The organism is Pseudoalteromonas sp. SCSIO 43210, from assembly GCF_054133285.1.
The window spans coordinates 3,139,317-3,154,502 of the sequence record NZ_CP087225.1 but is presented as its reverse complement, the minus strand read 5'-3'; the positions used below and the strand labels follow the sequence as shown (position 1 = coordinate 3,154,502).

The following is a 15,186-nucleotide window of genomic DNA, read 5'->3' as shown; positions in this document are numbered from 1 at the left end:
AAAACACAAGCAAAGAGCTGCACCAACCAATCAACGGCTCTTTGCTTGTTTAATGCTTATTTAAACCCCGCTAGTACTCCCACCAAACTTGCGGGGTTTAAAACAATGGTTTTAAGCCTAGCAAAAATGTTAAACTAACTGCCTTATTTTTACTGCCAGTATTGTATTAATCCCCATGAATAAAACCCACGTTATCGAACACCTTCGTTTTGCGCTAGAAGCGCAGCTTACAACAGCAAAAGTAGCGGCAAAAACCGCGCACGACACCGCCACACATGAAGAAAACATAGCCGAAAACAAATACGATACCCTAGGGCTTGAAGCCGCTTATTTAGCACAAGGCCAAGCCCAGCGCGTAAACGATTGCTATAAAAGCATAGAATTGTTTGAGCCTGCCTTTAACGAAAAGCCTACCGACAAAATAGCTATCGGTTCGCTGGTATGTTTAGAAGATGATAACGCAGCCCAAAAATGGTTTTATTTAGGCCCTGCAGCTGGTGGTTTAACAGTAAACGTTAAACAGCACGCAATTGCTGTTGTAACACCCGGCGCACCAATGGGTAAGCAGTTACTAAATAAACAGATTGATGATGAAATTACGTTAACAATTGCAGGTAAAGCCCACGAATATGTGGTGGTAGAGATCTTATAAAGCTTTGGTTTTTAAGAGAAGTGTTTGCTGGCAGAGCTATACTAACGAAATAAACGCTTATTTATATTTATAAATTAATTGTCGGATGGCATGGCTTCACCATTTATCCAACGTACAGCAATGCTTTTATAGCGTAACGTGGTGTGTATTTCAATTTCTACAAAGGCATATAATGAGAAGTACCTAATAGTTTAAAAATGAGCAGGGTTGACGTTAGGCGCTCCCTTTTTAATTGATTTTAGTGGTTTTACAGCCTCGTTAGTTGTATTTCCCAAGTTGGCTACTCGGTGCTACTATAGTGATACATTTGTTTGGGGATTATTATGAGAGTAGAACTAGTAACAACATTGAAGCGTCAAGCAACGAAGATATTATCTGAACTTCATTCCTCTAAAGAACCTGTGTTGATAACTGAACATGGACAACCATCTGCATACTTAGTAGATGTTGATGATTATGAATTTATGCAAAAGCGTATGCAAATTCTTGAGTCTCTTGCAAAAGGAGAGCAGGCAATAAGTCGTGGTGAAACCATGTCGAATGTTGAAGCTAAAGATAAAATGAATAAATGGCTGAAATAATTTGGACTAATCCAGCTTTGAATGATCTTAACGATATTGCTGAATATATCGCATTAAGCAATGTGCAGTCAGCGAAAAAATTGGTTTCCAAAATATTTGCAAAAGTTGAACGTCTCGAACTCTTTCCTGAATCAGGTAAAAAACCAATTGAGTTAGCTAACCTAAATTATCTTGAACTGGTCGTGAATCCTTGTCGTATATTTTACAAAAAAGATAACGATAAAGTATATATTTTGCATGTAATGAGACAAGAGCGAGACTTACGAAAATTTTTGTTGCTAACGCAATATACAGCTAACAAGTAGGTAATCCCTGAGTGAAATTAGTATGACCCCCATACTAATTATTATAAAAAGCAATTATTAAAAAGCCATCCAAACATCTATCAAAATTCCAACTTAACCAATATAAGAACTAAATTATGGTTTGTTTATTAAAAAAATTGCTACACACGTTCCTTAAGTGTTTAACAAGTTAGGATGACACCCATCCAAATTACCAACACAATAAATACCTATCTTTATTCATAAATTAATTGTCGGATGGCATGGCTTCGCCATTTATCCGACCTACGTCAATGTTGTATATATCCTAAATTTACGCTTTATTTATCTAATACATATTAAATAATATAGTGGACATACAATGCAATATCGTCGGAATTATGTAAAAGGAGGGTCATATTTTTTTACTGTTAATTTGCTCGACCGTAATAAATCGTTGTTAGTTGAGCATATTGATTTATTAAGAGAGTCTATCCGCGTTGTTAAATCCCAAGGCCATTTTATATAGATGCATGGGTTGTGCTACCCGATCACCTTCATGCGGTTTTAACCTTGCCAGACAACGATACGGATTATTCTGGGCGCTGGCGAGAAATTAAAAAGCGATTTTCAAAATCACTCCCAAAAACAGAGTTTTTAACTCAAACAAGAAAACGTAAAAATGAGCGAGGAATTTGGCAACGCCGTTTTTGGGAACATACCATTAGGGATGATAATGATTATTGGCACCATGTTAACTATGTTCATTTTAATCCGTTAAAGCATGGTCTAGTTAGTCGAATAGTTGATTGGCCTTATTCAAGTTTTCACAGAGCCGTAAAGCAAGGGATTTATACGAATAACTGGTGTGGCGAAAAGATATAAATTATTTGTAGGTCGGATAAGCGAAGCGCCATCCGACAAAGCCATAGCAACATAATACACTTTAGCTTTGTACAAAAGTTTGTTGTTGAATGAAATAACTTTGGCCTTTATTAAGCGTCGGATGGCATGGCTTCGCCATTTATCCGACCTACGAATTAGCTTTTTTCACAAACTTCGCTGTTACCATCATTTCGCCAATGCCTTCTACTTTACAAGCAAGTTCGTGATCTTTTTTTTCAAGTACTCTTCTAACTACCGCTTTGGTGCCAATTTTAATTACTTGCGAGCTGCCTTTAATTTTTAAATCTTTGGCTACTGTCACTTTATCGCCATCATTAAGTAATGCGCCGTTGGCATCTTTAACTAAAATTGCGTCCTCATCGTGTGTAGTATTTGGGTTCCACTCATGGGCGCACTCGGGGCAAATAAGCAGTTGTTGGTCTTCATAAACATATTCAGATTGGCACTGTGGGCAATCAGGCAGCGACATTTTTAAACTCTTATAAGGTGTTGTTTTGCGTATTTTAATCTGCGTTATTAGTTAATCAATATTTTTCATCTTCACGCTAAAAATATCTCGTTTGTGCGTTTTAAAAAAAGGGCATATAAAGCACATGTCGCTTAAGCAATTTAAGCGCTAACTCGTACAGTAGGTACCTGTTTAAGCACCCATCATATTAAGTGATTCGCGCAATGCCCACTTAGTACGATGGGTGTTTCTATTTATAATGCTTAGTATTTTACTAAGCATGCTTTTTATATTTTGACTTAACTAGGAAAAGTCGTGTTTAAAACCTTAATTGTGGTTGATAACAACGAGCAAACGCTTGCTCAATCGTTCGAAAATGTAATTACGTTTAATACCTACTTACGTGATTACCCAAAACAAAATGAGCCAAAAACACGCATTATTAATCTGTGCGACTCAAGCCAATACTTGAGCAAAGGTTACTATTGTTCATTACTTGCAGAGGCGCGCAAGCACCAAGTTTTACCCAGTGTAAAAACCATTAATGCACTTCGTAGTGGCCAAGCTCCTATGTTAAATGTGGGCCAAATAGATGGCACACTTTACTTTGGTAATGCCCAAAACGATTTACAATCAAAAGCAGCAAAGTCGGTATTTAAACAATACCCAACGCCTATTTTATTTGTTGATGAACAAGGATTATTGCAACAAGGCTCGATGTCGTCTTTAAACGAGCAACAGTACAGCGAATTTGTAGCCAAGCTAGATAACTTTACTAAAACGCAGTGGCGAATTGGTGCGGTGCAACGTCGTTTTAGATGGGACATGGCAATACTTGTTGATCATAACGAAAAAGTACCACCGAGTGATAAAGATGCCATCGCACGCTTTATTAAAGCTGCGGCTAAACACGGTATTTATGCACAAGCATTAAGCTTTGACGAAATTGACAATATTGCCCAGTTTGATGCGTTATTTATTCGCCAAACTACAGCGATTGACCATCCAACGTATCGCCTTGCGAGCAAAGCGCAAAGCCTGGGTTTAGTGGTTATTGACGATGCTGAGTCTATTTTACGTTGTTGTAATAAAGTGTATTTACACGATGCATTTAATTATCAAAAAGTGCCAAGTTTAAAAACGGTTGTAGTGGCTGATCAAGCAAATGAAACGCTTGAGCAATTAGAAGAAGCGTTTACGTATCCGCTTGTTTTAAAAATGCCTGAAGGGTCGTTCTCAAAAGGTGTGTTTAAAGTTTCAAACCGTGATGAGCTTGCCGCTAAGCTTACAGAGCTGTTTGAGTTTAGCGCATTAGTGCTTGCACAAGAGTACATGTATACCGAATACGATTGGCGAGTGGGTGTGTTAAATGGCCGTGCAATTTATGCATGCCGCTATTTAATGGCGCGTAACCATTGGCAAATTTATAACCACGACGCGAAACGTTTTTTCTCTGGTGGCTTTGAAACTCTGCCAACCTTTGAGTTACCAAAAGCGGTGTTAGATGCAGCATTAAAAGCATGTAAAACAGTGGGTAGGGGTTTATATGGCGTAGATGTTAAAGAGCATCAAGGCAAAGCATATGTACTTGAAGTAAACGACAACCCAAGTATTGATCACAAAGTAGAAGACGGCTACTTAGGCGACGAGCTATACATGATCATTATGGATGAGTTTAAACAACGCCTAGAAGCTCGAGGCCGTGGGTAATAACATGAGCAACCTTGTTATTCGAAAGGCGCTTAGCAGTGATTTAAATGCACTGATTGACGTTGAAAACGCCTGCTTTAATAACGATAAATTGAGCCCGCGCAGTTTAAAGCGCTGGCTAAGTGCTAAGCACGGTATTTTACTCGTTGCAGAAAGTGGCGAGCAAATATGCGGCTATGGGCTAGTGTGGTGCCATAAAGGCACGCGTTTAGCTCGTTTATATTCGCTTGCTGTAAAACCCACAATGCAAGGTAAGGGGATTGCAAAAGCACTGCTTACTAGTCTTGAAAAAGAAACGTGTGAGCGTGGGCGTATTTACCTTCGTTTAGAAGTGGCTGTAAATAACGAAGGTGCGATTGGGCTTTATAAAAGCTTAGGCTACAGAGTGTTTGGTCAATATAGCGATTATTACGACGACCACAGTGACGCACTACGAATGCAAAAAAACATTCGACAAACAAGTGAGTTAAAAGTGGCGCGTTTAACGCCGTGGTATCAGCAAACAACTGAGTTTACGTGCGGACCTGCTGCGCTATTAATGGCAATGGGCGCACTTGAGCCAACTACTGAGCTTAGCCAATCACATGAGTTAGCACTTTGGCGTGAAGGTACCACCATTTTTATGACATCGGGTCATGGTGGTTGCCATCCATTTGGTTTGGCACTTGCCGCTCATAAGCGTGGTTTTAAAAGCGAAGTAATGGTTAATACCACAGAGCCTTTGTTTTTAGATGGCGTACGCAACGAAAACAAAAAAGTGGTGCTTTCAACAGTACACCAACAATTTGTTGATGGTATTGCACAGGCAAATATACCGCTTAACTATAAAGATGTTGAGCTTGAGCATATTGAACAGTGGTTAAGCCAAGGTTTTAGCGTGCTGTTACTAATTAGCACATACAGTTTTGATGGTAAAAAATCACCGCATTGGGTGTGCGTTACCCATCTTGATGAGCACTGCGTGTATGTACACGACCCATTTTGCGAGCCAGGAAGCGACAAACAACTCGCAATAGATTGCCAGTACGTACCTATAGCGCGCAGTGATTTTAGTAAAATGTCAGCATTTGGTGGCCAACGGCTAAGAACCGCAGTGGCCATTGCTAATGATTAATAGGTTTAATGTAAAGAGTGACTTTTTTAGATTTAATTGATGTAGCCCCTTATTCGTGGGCAGCCATTGGCACCGCCGCTTTTTGCGGTGCCATAATTGGGTTAGAGCGCCAGTTACGCGGTAAACCTGTGGGTATTCGTACCTCAGCTTTAATAACGCTGGGCACGTATTTGTTTTTATCGACCGCGTTTAACTTACAAGGGGATGTGATTGATCATTCTCGTGTAGTGGGGCAAATAATTACAGGCATTGGCTTTTTAGGCGCTGGCGTTATGCTTGCAAAAGACGGAGCCGTAGTAGGGGTTACCTCAGCTGCAACCATTTGGGTGCTTGCCTCAATTGGCGTAATGATAGCCACTGACAATCTAGCTGCTGCTATTAAACTTTCAGTGCTGGTGGTCGGTATTTTATACGGTGTAGATGTACTTGAGGCTAAATTTAAAAGCTTAAGTAAAGGCGTCCATACTAAAGTAAAAAGCTATCAAAAGCGTTACTACCGAAAAGAGTTTAACGAATCAGAACGCCACTAAAAGTGGCGTTTTTTAGTGCTATTGAAATAGTTACTAGCCAAACAACTTTCTCCTAACTACTTTTCTGTAGCCACTGGGTGTTTGGCTTAATACTTTTTTAAACACGCGTGTTAAATGCCCTTGGTCATTATATCCAACTTCTAAAGCCACTTCTTGAATTGATAAATTTGATGATGCTAATAACTCTTTTGCGCCTTCTACACGTAGTTGTTGCCAATACTCAATTGGGCTTTGGTTAGTAGCGGCTCTAAAACGGCGGGTAAAAGTACGATAGCTTAAGCTAAATTGGGCAGCGACTTCTTGCAGGTTTAACTCGGTGGCTAAATTGGTTTTCAGCCAAAACTGAATTTGCGCAATTAGCTCATCGGGGTGGCGATCTACTGCACCTTCTAAGTAGCGTTGATCTTCATAGGGTTTACGTATTTCGTGCGAAAAGTTTCGCTCTACATGTTGAGCGGCGGCTTTTGTGTAGTACTGGCTAATAATATGCACGATCACATCTGCAAGGGCATTAAGGCTTGCTACGGTATACATGCGCTCTGACTGGGTTATAAAAAAGTCGGGCTTTAGGTGCACCTGCGGGTAGTCATGGCTAAATTGTTTGGCGTAATGCCAATGGGTGGTAGCAGGGTGGCCATCAAGTAAGCCTGCCTCAGCTAGTAAGCAGTTGCCAGTGCCTACACCAATTATATGGCTGCCTGCGCTAAAGCTCTCGCTTAGCCAATCAACTACCTCTTGATTTGTACGTACCACAGGGCGCGGATTTCGCCAAATACCCGGCACTATAATTAAATCGCTGTAGGGCGCGTTAGTTGTTATGCAATCAGGATTTACAGCTAGGCCTGCGCGGGTGGGTATAGATTCAGCACTTTTAGCCACTAAATTTATAGCAAGTGGCCTAAAGCTTTGCTTATCAAGATGCCCTTTAGCAAAGGCCTCGCCGGCTCTTAGCATTTCTATAGGCAGCGTTAAACTAGTCACTAACAAATGCGGATATACCGCTATAGCAATGTTTAGTGGTGGATTAGTGTGTTTATCAGTCATATAAATGCTCCGACCAGTATCTTTTGGCCTTTTGTGCTGAATATTTGGCTATTAAAGCACAATGTGTGGTTCATAATCCATTTAAACTGCTTCTTCTCCTTATAACACGTTTCTAAAAGGTAAATTATGACAGCATTACCCGTTATAGTAGGCATGGGTGGCATTAACGCCGCTGGCCGTACTTCTTTTCATCAAGGTTATCGCCGTATCGTGTTAGATAGTTTAAATGCTCAAGATCGCAGTGAAACATTTTTAGGCCTCGCCACACTGATGAATCTAGTAAGCGTTGTAAACGGCCAATTACAAGATACACAAGGTTATAATGTTGAGCAAAGCGACATAGAAGCACGCTTTGGTGAGCAAATTATTGCTGGTACACTTATTCGTAAAATTGAAAAAGAACACTTCGATGCCGATGCCACACCGTGGCAGCAAAAAATGACACTAACCGCATCAAGCGATAACGCAATTGTGTTTGAAACGCGTGCTCGCGACTTACCTGCACCTGTTCCAGCTAGCTGGCAAGTTGAAGAGCTTGAAGGCAAAAAAGTTAAAGTAACTATTGCAGCCGACTTAGACGTAAAGCACGACTCAACACGCGATAACCCAATTAAATCTGCTGGGCAATTTCCGACTGGGTTTGATCCATCAGTTATGTATAACAGCCGCTATCAGCCTCGTGGTTTGCAAGCCACTATTTTTGCAGCTACTGACGCGATTAAATCAACTGGGCTTGATTGGCAGCATATTATGAATAGCGTAGAGCCAGATAAAATTGGTACCTATTCAGCATCGGTAATTGGCCAAATGGACGACAAAGGCCTAGGCGGTTTAGTAAAGGCGCGCCAACAAGGCGACCGTGTTAGCACTAAGCAGTTAGCACTGGGCTTAAATACAATGTCTACCGATTTTATTAATGCCTATGTTACGGGCAATGTAGGGACTACGTTTTCGACCTCGGGCGCATGTGCAACGTTTTTATATAATTTACGTGCAGCGGTTAATGACATACAGGCAGGGCGTACACGCGTTGCGGTTGTCGCAAGTGTTGAGTGTGCTATTACACCAGAAGTTGTAGAAGGCTTTGGTAACATGAGTGCACTTGCTAATGTTGAAGGGCTGCGTCGTTTAGATAACTTATCAAATGATGAGGAACCAGATTACCGTAATAGCAGCCGCCCATTTGGCGATAACTGTGGCTTTACATTAGGTGAAGGCGCGCAAGTTGCTATTTTAATGGATGATGCTTTAGCCCTTGAGTTGGGCGCTGATATTATGGGCAGCGTACCGGATGTGTTTGTAAATGCAGATGGCGTTAAAAAGTCGATTACATCACCTGGACCTGGTAACTATATTACAATGGCAAAATCAGCCGCACTTGCTAGCAGCTTATTAGGTAAAGAAGCACTGCAAGAACGTAGCTTTATTTTAGCCCATGGTTCTAGTACACCGCAAAACCGTGTAACAGAGTCTTTGATTTATCACAAAGTAGCGCAAACGTTTGCTATTGATAACTGGAAAGTAACAGCGCCAAAAGCGTATGTTGGCCATACTATTGCACCTGCAAGTGGTGACCAGTTAGCGATTGCGTTAGGCATATTTAGTCATAATATTATGCCGGGTATTACCACAATTGATAAAGTGGCTGATGATGTTTATAGCGACCATCTTGATATTCGTAATAGCCATTACGAGTGCGCTGATATGGATATTGCTTTTATAAATTCAAAAGGCTTTGGCGGAAACAATGCAACAGCGACTGTACTTTCTGAAAAAGTAACAATGCAGATGCTTGCTAAGCGCCATGGCGATGATGTTATGACTAGTTACACACAGAAAAATAGTGTGGTTAGCGCTTCGCAGAAAACGTATCAAACGCAAGCAGATTTAGGCCAGTACGAGCTTATTTATCGCTTTGGCGACGGACTTATTGACGACAACGACATTGTAATAGACGAGCAAAGTATTCAGTTACCAGGCTTTGAAAAAGCAATTACGTTTAGCACAACAAACTCCTATCAAGATATGTTTTAAGCACACATACTTGTTAGCAAGGCGCTTTTTAAGCGCCTTTTTTAATACCTCAAAATATATTTATCTATTAAGTTTTGTCTAAGTGAAGCTCATTAAATGAACTAATTTTTGTATTTACACTTGCTTTTATGTCGATCGTTTGTTTCTATTATATAAACACTATCTAGGATGGATAAATCGATGAAAAAACTCATATTAGCGCTTTCTTTAACTTCTGCTTTTACTCAACTCCCTGCGTTTGCTGACGACTTTGTCCCTGCAGAGGTGATTAATAAAAATTACGATCAACTTACTAATACCTCACCGCGTGCGTCTCGATTAGAAGGAATTAATTTAAGTAGTTATCTTGTTGATGAAAACGGCCAAGTGAGCGATATCGAAATTGTAGCTACAGCTGGTCAAAAAAAGTATCAAAGAGAAGTAATGGACTACGTGTCTAAGCTCAACTACAAAAGTGCAAAATTAAATGGCGAGACTATACCTGTAGCAAAAACTATTACTGTAAGTTCGCAAAATTTACATGCTGGTTTTTCAAATGATAAAGCGTCTCGCGGCTTTTTTAATGATTATGAACAAGCTAGTAAATTAATCGATGAAAAGAAATACGATGAATCTAAAAGCCGTATTAATGAGTTAGAAAACGAACATACGAAAAATACGGTTGAGATTGTTTTGCTTGCATGGCTTAAAAGCCAGCACAGTTATTTTGTACAAGATTGGAAGAGCTTTGATCAGCACATCAACGAAGCGTTTTTATTTAGAGGTAACCTACCAGATCAAATTCAAAAGCGTGTGATAAAAAATGCATTACAATGGTTTATATCAAAACAAGATTATGTACGTGCCTATGACGCAATAGATGCGTTAGGCAATATTGAATCCATCACTTTTACACAGCAAAATAAGGAACAGTTATTAGCTCAAGTTAATAAAATTTATAAAAGTTCTGGTGATATAAAACAACAAATAGAGCTATCGCCTAAGCAGGCGGTATTACCTTTATTGTCAAAAAGTGAAGTAGCGCTTGAAGCGCAAATGCCGCTAACTAAAGTCCAGTTACGCTGCGAGAACAAAGTAGTAAATTACGATACAAGCACAATTGATAAAATTGTAATTTCACAAAACGATGTGCGTTGTGGGTTATTAATTAAAAGCGCTCAAGCACAAACTGTTACGCTAAAGCAAAGTGGTGATAGCTTTTTATAAGTTTTACGTATTGGTTAATGACATAAAACCCCGCAAATATTATGCGGGGTTTGTGTTTTTACTTATATATATTTAGCAATTAAGCTATGTTTGTGGCTTCGCTTCCAAACAATGTATCGCTTAGCGAGTAGGGTTGTTAGCCCTATTACAACGGCTATGAATAAAAGTGTTGCTGTGTAACTCATGCCATAACCTTCAGGCAAACCAACGAGAGTATCTGCGTAGGTCATATCGCTAAAATTAAAGCCAAGAATAGGTATAAGTAACCAAGCAATAGCATGTAATAAATACAAATGCACAAGGTATGAAAACATACTTGTTTTACCCAGTACTTGTAAAAAGTTATGCGAAAAATCGGTTTTTAAAGCACTTAATGCCTTTAAAGAAATAAGCCCAAGGCCAACTGCAAGTAACATAAATTGCAGCGAAAGCGGATACTTTGTTGGGTTTAGAAACGACATAACAGTGAGCAATGAGCTTGTATGTATAGCAAACTGTGACATATCACCGTATAAGTTAAATCCCCGTAAAATGCCATAAAGCGCAAGGCAAATAACCCCTAATAACAATGCGTGATTCATCACTTTTTTACTGTATTGTTTTGCTTTGTAATAAACACCAGCGCAATATGCCAATGCCATTAAGCCAACAATGGGGGCAACTGGGTAGGTTGTTCTAATTTGAAAATCAAAAGGGAGATCAAGTACATTTTTTTGATGCGCAATGGACCAAGCAGTATGTGCAAATGTATTAGGCTCAAAGCTTGTTCCATCAAATAAATTATGCCCAAACACGAGTAATAACCCTGCTACAAAAATGGCATAAATGCCCAAGAAACGCAGCAGTCCTAAAATAACAAAGCCCCAGCCGATAGCCCAAATAACTTGTGCGTATAGCATTGGGTATAATGGGTTAAAGCTCCAAGACCACGAAACAATAGTAAATTCAAACAAAATTAGTACTAAACCACGAATAATCAAGCTTTGTGAAAATGCTTTAGTGGATACATATTTATGCTCTGTTATAGCCGCAGATAGACCTGCTAAGAATACGAAGAGTGGTGCGCAAAAGTGAGAAACAAAACGCGTAAAAAAGGTAACGGGATCAGTCCCTGGAATGGTCATCGGATCGGTAACTGAGTAATTAAGGCAATAATACATACCATGGTCAATAACCATAAATATAATTATAATGCCCCGTAATATATCAATATGATGTAAGCGGTTATCGGTTGAAGGTAGCGACATAAGAGAGCTATATAGAGTGATTTAAAACTGCATTTATTATATGTTATATTGTATCAAATTGAAATCGTGTATTTATATTTTGCCAGTGATTATACACACGTAATACGACCAATATCTGCTCGCATTACTTGTAATAATACAGCTAATTATCACTTAAACTTTTTTACATACCTTAGCGTTATAAAATTAATAATGGCGAGCAAAATGGCTATTTCGTAACGGCTATAGGCTACAGCTATACCAATTAAGCCCATATTCCAAATACTGGCTGCGGTTGCTGTACCGGAGGTTGATTTGTTATTTTTCAAAATTGCGCCACCGCCAATAAAACCAATGCCAGTAATGATGCCTTGCAACATTTTAGATTGAGCTTCTGCGCCATCTAAAACCGACATAGCGATTAATGCATACCCACACGATGCAACAGCAACAAGAGGAAAGGTACGAAGACCTGCGCCATCATTACTTCGCTCTCTGTCGTAAGCCATGGGTAGTGCAAGTAGGTATGCAATACCTAAGTGTATTAAGTTATCGATGATTTCATTCCACTGTAAATCAATTTCCATTATTGAGCCTGCGCTGGTTAACTTTATTAATAATAAGCAAACAGCAAGCCATGGCATAAATGAATATTAATCAATGAGTTATTGTTAATTCCTGTATTTAACAAGAATTATTTAGGAAACTTTTACATGCCTTTATTACTATTTTACGCGATAGTTAATTTGATCTGAGTTTTAAAGCCCCGTATTCTTTTATCATACTAAAAGACACCTATGTGAACCTTTTGCCTTTAAATAAAACATTAATCACAACAACTAAACTTGAAAAAACAGCCTTACTATTTTGTGTTGGGTTATCTGTTTTTGCTTTTTTATTTCCTGAATTACTCACAGAGCACTTACAACCCGCTATTAATAAAATTTTAGGTTATTTAGGGTCGCCATTTTTTATATTGCAGCTGGTGGGTGTTACAAGAGAGTTTATAAATGATTTTAGGTAGTAATACTTACATTTTTTTACAGAGTTACAATAAAAAACGTATACAATTTAGGTAATATTTTGTTTAGGATGAATGATGAAAACACTTATTGTACTTTTGTTTTTTTATTGCCTTTCTGGCTGTACAGTTGCGGGCGCTATTATTGATGGGCAAGCACAATCTCAGGCGCGTAATGATGAAAATAGTATTAGCCCGGCGCAGTCAACACCTTATAAAAACCCACTAGAGCCAGTACCTACAGATAAAAACGGATTTAACTTTACTGATATGGGATTAAAGATAGATTCGGCTCTTGTTAGCCTAGTTAAAGGGGAAAGCACTACTACGCAAACATGTAGGCAAGTAACAAAGAGTTTAAAAGAGTGTGTAGATGTTGAGGGATCTAATCTACACACTAACGAATCTCACTCTAAGCAGTTAAAAACTGATGATGAAATAATAAGTGTTGGTCAATAAAGCTGCTTATAAAAAAGTAACTATGATCATAGCCTGCTTGCATTTCAAGTGTAAGCGGGTAGCCTTTTTTATTTGCAATAGCGACTAAGTTTTCTGGCTTAAGTTGCTCTTGTAAAAAACCATCGGCATCACCTTGACTCACTAACATGGGTAAGTAATGAGCTTGCTCTGTGTTTTTCATCAGCTCGCAGCTGTCGTATTGCTTCCAAAGCGCTTTATCATTTCCTAAATAACCAGTAAATGCTTTTACACCCCAAGGGCATTCAATAGGATTTACAATAGGGCTAAAAGCCGAGGCACTTACAAACGCAGTCGGGTTTTTAAGTGCAACCATTAATGCACCGTGCCCGCCCATAGAGTGACCGCTAATTGCTTTTGTGCTTGTTATTGGAAAATGTTGTTCAATAAGTGCTGGTAATTCACTAACAACATAATCGTACATATTAAAATGGGTGTTGTAAGGAGCTTGCGTGGCATTTACGTAAAAGCCTGCGCCTTGTGCAAAGTCGTAGCTGTCTTCATTGGGGACGTTCTCGCCACGCGGGCTGGTGTCAGGCGCTACAATAGCAATACCCAGCTCTGCTGCTTTTTTAAATGCACCGGCTTTTTGCATAAAATTTTCGTCGGTACAGGTTAATCCCGATAACCAATAAAGTACCGGTACTTTATTTGCTTCACTTGCGCCAGGTGGTAAAAATACGGCAAAGCGCATAGTGCAATGTGTACTTTGCGAGCTGTGAGTATATTGCTTATGCCAACCGCCAGACACTTTTACACTTGAGATATTTTCTAACATACTTAATCCTTAAAAGCCGTAAACTTAAAAGTATTACGGCTTATTAATAAGCTATTTTACGAATGCAGTTTATTAGTAATGAATGACTGTACGAATACTTTTGCCTTTATGCATTAAATCAAACGCTTCGTTAATATCTTCAAGGCTCATTGTGTGAGTAATAAAGTCGCTAAGAGCAAATTCACCTGCCATGTAACGCTCAACAATTTCAGGAAGTTGTGAACGGCCTTTAACGCCACCAAATGCACTACCACGCCATACACGCCCAGTTACCAGCTGAAACGGACGGGTTGATATTTCTTGGCCTGCACCTGCCACACCAATAATGACCGACTCACCCCAACCTTTGTGACAACACTCAAGCGCTGAGCGCATAACGTCAACATTACCAATACATTCAAACGAGTAGTCAACGCCGCCGTCGGTCATTTCAACAATAACTTCTTGAATTGGCTTGTCGAAATCTTTTGGGTTAATTAAATCAGTTGCACCTAGTTTTGTAGCTAAATCGAATTTAGTGGTGTTTATATCAACACCAATAATACGACCAGCACCAGCCATTTTTGCGCCAATAATCGCAGATAAACCAATACCGCCCAAGCCAAATATAGCAACAGTGTCGCCAGGCTTTACTTTAGCGGTGTTGGTAACTGCGCCCATGCCTGTTGTTACACCACAGCCTAGTAAGCAAATCTCTTCTAGTGATGCTTCTTTATTTACTTTAGCGAGTGAGATCTCTGGCAATACTGTGTACTCAGAAAACGTAGACGTTCCCATGTAGTGATAAATTGGTTGGCCATCTTTAAAAAAGCGTGTTGTGCCGTCTGGCATTAGGCCTTTACCTTGTGTTTCGCGCACGGCTGAGCACAGGTTAGTTTTACCTGAGGTACACATTTTACATACGCCACATTCTGCAGTGTATAAAGGAATAACATGATCCCCCACTTCAACACTCGTTACGCCTTCGCCAACAGCATAAACAACACCAGCGCCTTCGTGACCTAAAATAGCAGGAAATATGCCTTCAGGATCTTGGCCCGATAATGTAAATGCATCGGTATGACACACACCTGTAGCGGTAATTTTTACCATTACTTCGCCTTGTTTAGGCATCATTACATCAACTTCTTCAACGCTAAGTGGTTGATTAGGACCCCAAGCAATGGCGGCTTTTGATTTAATAAATTCAGACATGT

16 protein-coding genes and 1 pseudogene are annotated in these 15,186 nt (G+C 39.5%); 11 read left to right on the top strand and 6 right to left on the bottom strand.

Annotated elements, in window-relative coordinates; genetic code table 11:
* Window positions 1-175 precede the first annotated feature (175 nt).
* The 4 genes and pseudogenes from LOS73_RS13545 (at window position 176) to LOS73_RS13530 (ending at window position 2,381) form a co-directional block, all read left to right on the top strand.
* Entirely contained in the window at window positions 176-652 is a 477-nt protein-coding gene (locus LOS73_RS13545) for a GreA/GreB family elongation factor (protein ID WP_007582643.1), read from the top strand.
* A gap of 323 nt (window positions 653-975) precedes the next feature.
* Window positions 976-1,233 (top strand): type II toxin-antitoxin system Phd/YefM family antitoxin, encoded by a 258-nt coding sequence (locus tag LOS73_RS13540; RefSeq protein ID WP_010555056.1) that lies wholly within the window; start codon window positions 976-978, stop codon window positions 1,231-1,233.
* Window positions 1,221-1,538 (top strand): type II toxin-antitoxin system RelE/ParE family toxin, encoded by a 318-nt coding sequence (locus tag LOS73_RS13535; RefSeq protein WP_457933839.1) that lies wholly within the window; start codon window positions 1,221-1,223, stop codon window positions 1,536-1,538. Before LOS73_RS13540 ends, LOS73_RS13535 begins: the two co-directional genes overlap by 13 nt.
* A 340-nt stretch (window positions 1,539-1,878) precedes the next feature.
* Window positions 1,879-2,381 (top strand): annotated as a pseudogene (locus LOS73_RS13530) (REP-associated tyrosine transposase).
* A gap of 148 nt (window positions 2,382-2,529) precedes the next feature.
* Here LOS73_RS13530 and LOS73_RS13525 read toward each other — a convergent pair.
* Window positions 2,530-2,871 (bottom strand): zinc ribbon domain-containing protein YjdM, encoded by a 342-nt coding sequence (locus LOS73_RS13525; protein ID WP_457933838.1) that lies wholly within the window; start codon window positions 2,869-2,871, stop codon window positions 2,530-2,532.
* 294 nt (window positions 2,872-3,165) lie between these two features.
* On the opposite strand from LOS73_RS13525, the gene LOS73_RS13520 reads away from it, so the two are divergent.
* From LOS73_RS13520 to LOS73_RS13510, 3 genes are read left to right on the top strand one after another with little or no spacing between them, the layout of a single operon-like run.
* Window positions 3,166-4,560 carry a RimK family protein gene (locus LOS73_RS13520; protein WP_457933837.1) on the top strand — a complete coding sequence of 465 codons (1,395 nt, stop codon included), beginning with the start codon at window positions 3,166-3,168 and terminating at the stop codon, window positions 4,558-4,560.
* Window positions 4,561-4,564: 4 nt separating this feature from the next.
* A complete protein-coding gene (locus LOS73_RS13515; protein WP_457933836.1) occupies window positions 4,565-5,674 on the top strand; it encodes a peptidase C39 family protein in 1,110 nt (369 codons plus the stop codon).
* A 17-nt stretch (window positions 5,675-5,691) separates the two neighbouring features.
* A complete protein-coding gene (locus LOS73_RS13510) occupies window positions 5,692-6,204 on the top strand; it encodes an MgtC/SapB family protein (RefSeq protein WP_457933835.1) in 513 nt (170 codons plus the stop codon).
* Window positions 6,205-6,237: 33 nt separating this feature from the next.
* Here the strand turns inward: LOS73_RS13510 and LOS73_RS13505 are convergent, their stop codons facing one another.
* Window positions 6,238-7,248 (bottom strand): GlxA family transcriptional regulator, encoded by a 1,011-nt coding sequence (locus LOS73_RS13505; RefSeq protein ID WP_033029431.1) that lies wholly within the window; start codon window positions 7,246-7,248, stop codon window positions 6,238-6,240.
* Window positions 7,249-7,374: 126 nt separating this feature from the next.
* On the opposite strand from LOS73_RS13505, the gene LOS73_RS13500 reads away from it, so the two are divergent.
* Both LOS73_RS13500 and LOS73_RS13495 read left to right on the top strand, forming a co-directional pair.
* On the top strand, window positions 7,375-9,282 hold the full coding sequence (locus tag LOS73_RS13500; protein ID WP_033029430.1) for a beta-ketoacyl synthase: 1,908 nt from the start codon (window positions 7,375-7,377) through the stop codon (window positions 9,280-9,282).
* A 180-nt stretch (window positions 9,283-9,462) separates the two neighbouring features.
* Window positions 9,463-10,488, top strand: a complete 1,026-nt coding sequence (locus LOS73_RS13495; protein WP_033029428.1) for an energy transducer TonB — start codon at window positions 9,463-9,465, stop codon at window positions 10,486-10,488.
* 62 nt (window positions 10,489-10,550) lie between these two features.
* On the opposite strand, the gene LOS73_RS13490 is transcribed toward LOS73_RS13495, so the two are convergent.
* Window positions 10,551-11,735 (bottom strand): DUF1624 domain-containing protein, encoded by a 1,185-nt coding sequence (locus LOS73_RS13490; RefSeq protein WP_033029425.1) that lies wholly within the window; start codon window positions 11,733-11,735, stop codon window positions 10,551-10,553.
* A 149-nt stretch (window positions 11,736-11,884) separates the two neighbouring features.
* Complete coding sequence (locus tag LOS73_RS13485; RefSeq protein WP_024590122.1) at window positions 11,885-12,301, bottom strand: MgtC/SapB family protein; 417 nt, start codon at window positions 12,299-12,301, stop codon at window positions 11,885-11,887.
* A 212-nt stretch (window positions 12,302-12,513) separates the two neighbouring features.
* On the opposite strand from LOS73_RS13485, the gene LOS73_RS13480 reads away from it, so the two are divergent.
* On the top strand, window positions 12,514-12,738 hold the full coding sequence (locus LOS73_RS13480) for a hypothetical protein (RefSeq protein ID WP_457933834.1): 225 nt from the start codon (window positions 12,514-12,516) through the stop codon (window positions 12,736-12,738).
* Window positions 12,739-12,813: 75 nt separating this feature from the next.
* Window positions 12,814-13,194 carry a hypothetical protein gene (locus tag LOS73_RS13475; protein ID WP_033029422.1) on the top strand — a complete coding sequence of 127 codons (381 nt, stop codon included), beginning with the start codon at window positions 12,814-12,816 and terminating at the stop codon, window positions 13,192-13,194.
* Here the strand turns inward: LOS73_RS13475 and fghA are convergent.
* Both fghA and LOS73_RS13465 read right to left on the bottom strand, forming a co-directional pair.
* Window positions 13,148-13,990 carry an S-formylglutathione hydrolase gene (gene fghA / locus LOS73_RS13470; RefSeq protein ID WP_033029420.1) on the bottom strand — a complete coding sequence of 281 codons (843 nt, stop codon included), beginning with the start codon at window positions 13,988-13,990 and terminating at the stop codon, window positions 13,148-13,150. The two genes, LOS73_RS13475 and fghA, sit on opposite strands and share 47 nt — an antisense overlap.
* Window positions 13,991-14,062: 72 nt before the next feature.
* Entirely contained in the window at window positions 14,063-15,184 is a 1,122-nt protein-coding gene (locus LOS73_RS13465; protein ID WP_342864684.1) for an S-(hydroxymethyl)glutathione dehydrogenase/class III alcohol dehydrogenase, read from the bottom strand.
* Between the last annotated feature and the right edge of the window lie 2 nt (window positions 15,185-15,186).